3 protein-coding genes are annotated in these 3,064 nt (G+C 63.7%); 2 read left to right on the plus strand and 1 reads right to left on the minus strand.

Annotation, left to right across the window (positions count from 1 at the left end):
• Window positions 1–1,891, plus strand: a 1,891-nt coding sequence (locus EOD07_RS28645; RefSeq protein ID WP_164772623.1) for an ATP-binding protein, incomplete at its 5' end; no start/stop codon positions are given.
• Between the two features lie 279 nt (window positions 1,892–2,170).
• Here the strand turns inward: EOD07_RS28645 and EOD07_RS28650 are convergent.
• Window positions 2,171–2,581, minus strand: a complete 411-nt coding sequence (locus EOD07_RS28650; protein WP_041011254.1) for a hypothetical protein — start codon at window positions 2,579–2,581, stop codon at window positions 2,171–2,173.
• A gap of 236 nt (window positions 2,582–2,817) precedes the next feature.
• Between EOD07_RS28650 and EOD07_RS38210 the strand changes: the two genes are divergently transcribed.
• Window positions 2,818–3,064: hypothetical protein (locus EOD07_RS38210; RefSeq protein WP_206519583.1), on the plus strand; the 247-nt coding region annotated here is incomplete at its 3' end.

Below are 3,064 nucleotides of genomic sequence, written 5' to 3' on the forward strand. Positions count from 1 at the left end.
CGCCTATTGGATCGACCCGGATTTCGGCGGCGAGCTGGCCTCGCCCACCGTGATCGTGCAGTCGATCATCAATTCGGATTCTTTGCTGGAGCGGCTGCAGGAAGACGAGCGGCAAGGCAAGATCTTCTCCGGCCACACGCGCGACCTCGACGGTTTCCTGCGGGCCGACTTCGAGAAGCAGAGCATCAAGTCGTTCCTGTCCGTCTCCGTTTTCGCGCATGGCCACCTTTGGGGCACACTGGCCATCAACGATTGCATCGCCGAACGCGAATGGACCGATGAGGAAGAGGCGACGCTGCACATCATCGCCTTGGCCATCGGCGACGCCATCGAGCGCTCGCCATCGGAAGCGCATGCCAGCGAGGTGATCCGGCGCACAATGCTGCAGGCCTCGCTCGACGCCATCATCGTCATCGACGAGACGGGTTCGATCATCGAGTTCAATCCCGCCGCCGAGAAGATGTTCGGCTTCCAGCGCAGCGCCATCCTCGGCAAGGACCTGCTCGATACCATCGTTCCGGTATACTACCGCAAAGGCTATGCCTCGGGCGCCGAATACATGGCCGGCCGCGGCGCGCCGATGGTCGGCCAGCGGCTCGAAACCGTCACGCAGAACGCCGCTGGCGAGATCTTCCCGATCGAGCTGACGGCGACCGAGATGCGCGTTGCCGACCGCCGCCTGATCTTCGGCTCGATCCGCGACCTGCGCGAAAAGCTCCAGGCCGAGGAGGAGATCAACCGACAGCGCGAGAAGCTGCACCAGAACGAGAAGATGGCGGCGATGGGCTCGCTGCTTGCCGGCGTCTCGCACGAGCTGAACAACCCGCTGGCGGTGGTGGTGGCGCAGTCGACGCTGCTGCATGAATTCGCCGGCGACCCGCAGACCAAGGTACGCGCCGAGAAGGTGCGCGCCGCCGCCGAGCGATGCGGCCGCATCGTCAAGAGCTTCCTGTCGATGGTTAGGCTGCACCCGACCGAGCAGGCCGAGACGGACCTCAACCAGGTGATGCGCTCGGCGCTCGAAGTCACCGCCTATGGCGCGCGCTCCAGCGGCATCATCATCGACACCGACTTTGCCGACGGGCCGCTGCTTGCCATGGCCGACGCCGACCACATCACGCAGGTGGTGGCCAACTTCCTCATCAACAGCCAGCATGCGCTGGCCGGCGTGACCGGCGAGCGGCACATCAAGGTGCGGACGTTCCGCAACGAGCTCGGCAATCCGGGCTTCTCCGTCGAGGACAACGGCCCGGGCATTCCCGAGGCGATCCGCGCGCGCATCTTCGAGTCCTACTTCACCACCAAGCCGGTCGGCGTCGGCACCGGCATCGGCCTGTCCATCTCGAAATCGATCGTCGAGCGCCACCACGGCAGCATACGGTTCGAGGAAGTGCAGCCGAACGGCGCGCGTTTCGTCGTGCAGTTGCCGGCGATCGCGGGCGGAGGCGCCACGCCTGGCGAAGGGCCGGCGCGTTCGAGCGGGCTGCGTCATGCGCTGGTGATCGACGACGAGCCGGACGTCGCAGCGTCCTTGTCCGACATACTCGAACTGATGGGCGTGAAGTCACGCGTCGTGGCAAGCTGGACATCGGCGGCCGACGTGTTGAACGGTCACATGCCGCCGGACATCGTCTTCTCCGATCTGCGCATGCCTGGCATCAGCGGCATTGCGATCTACCGCGAACTGCTCGCGCAGCAGCCCCCGCTCGCCAAGCGCTTCGTGCTGGTGACCGGCGACATGATCGGCGCCAAGGCCGAGATCGAAGCGCTGCCGCCGCAGCAGCGCCCGCACATCCTGGAAAAGCCCTTCTCGACGCTCGACGTCCGCGGCATCCTCTCGACCGTCGCCGACGAAGCCGCCGCCACAGCCGACAACGGCACCCACATCTGAATCTAAGTTGACTGGCCCAAGGCCGGCGCGGCGCTATCCAAAACCTGAACTCGCGCCGCCGCAGGCTCGGCCGAGATTCAGGTCAGGCTGAGTCGAAAATTGTGCCTTCCGAGAACCGGAGCGGAGCGTACTTGAGGTACGCGAGCACCGGAAGCACAGAAAGGCGCAATTTGCAGACCAGCCTCACCTGAATATCGACCGGGCCTAAAAAAGAGGCTCCCGACCGACGTAGCGGCGGGAGCCTGACTGGAGCGCAGGAGGGTGCGCTCAGGGGAGCTCTTAAAAAATGTTCGGCGTGTTGGTGAGCGGCGCGGCGTTGGCGATCATGCGCACCGCGCGCTCCCGGTGCCGGCCGGACTGCTCGGCGATGGCGCGCAGGCAATCGAGGCTCTCGGCACCCCAGTTCTGGCCCTTGCAGGCAAAGTCGACTGCGGATTCCGGCAGACGGGCGGTCTTGAGCGTGGTCTGCGCGCCCTCGACGACGTTGGCGGGCGGATTGATCGAGGCGAAAGCCGGGCCTGAGGCGGGTGCCGCCAGCATGCCGACGAAGGCGCAGGCGCCGATCATCATGAACATCGCCATCGGATGATCGCTGGCGCGCTGGCGCAACGCCAGCTTCGGCCGGCGGTCGTTGCGTTCCGGTCCATGCAGGCGGCGATCGGCATCGGCGGTACGAACTTTCGCAAACATCGCTGTTCCCTTCGTTATCTTTCTTTTTGGCTATGAAACGAACTTAATCGCGCCATGTAACGGACGGATGATCGCGGCGATTGTCTGTGTAACAGGATTGCAACAGGCACCATCCGCGGCGGTATCCCAATCCGCTGCAACCATTCGATCGGCCATCGAAGCTGGTCGGCGCAGATATGCGCCTGTCGCGCCCGGGCGACTGTAAACAGCCTCACACAGCGGTGCCTGAATCGAGCGTGTTCGCAGCCCTCTGCCACATGCTCGGCATCGATCGAAACATGCCATCCTCGCGGCAGGCGTCGGCGCTCGCAACCGCCGTTCCGCTTCCTCGATTAAGACCCGGATTTTCCGTGATTTTTCCGGCTCAGGCAGGCTCAACCTTGCCGCGGCGGAACTTTCATATTTCCACAAGCCATTGCATTTCAATGGGAAATATGCTTATATTGAATGATTATTCAACAAAAGAAGAGCATGCCCATGAAC

It is taken from the genome of Mesorhizobium sp. M2C.T.Ca.TU.002.02.1.1, assembly GCF_003997225.1.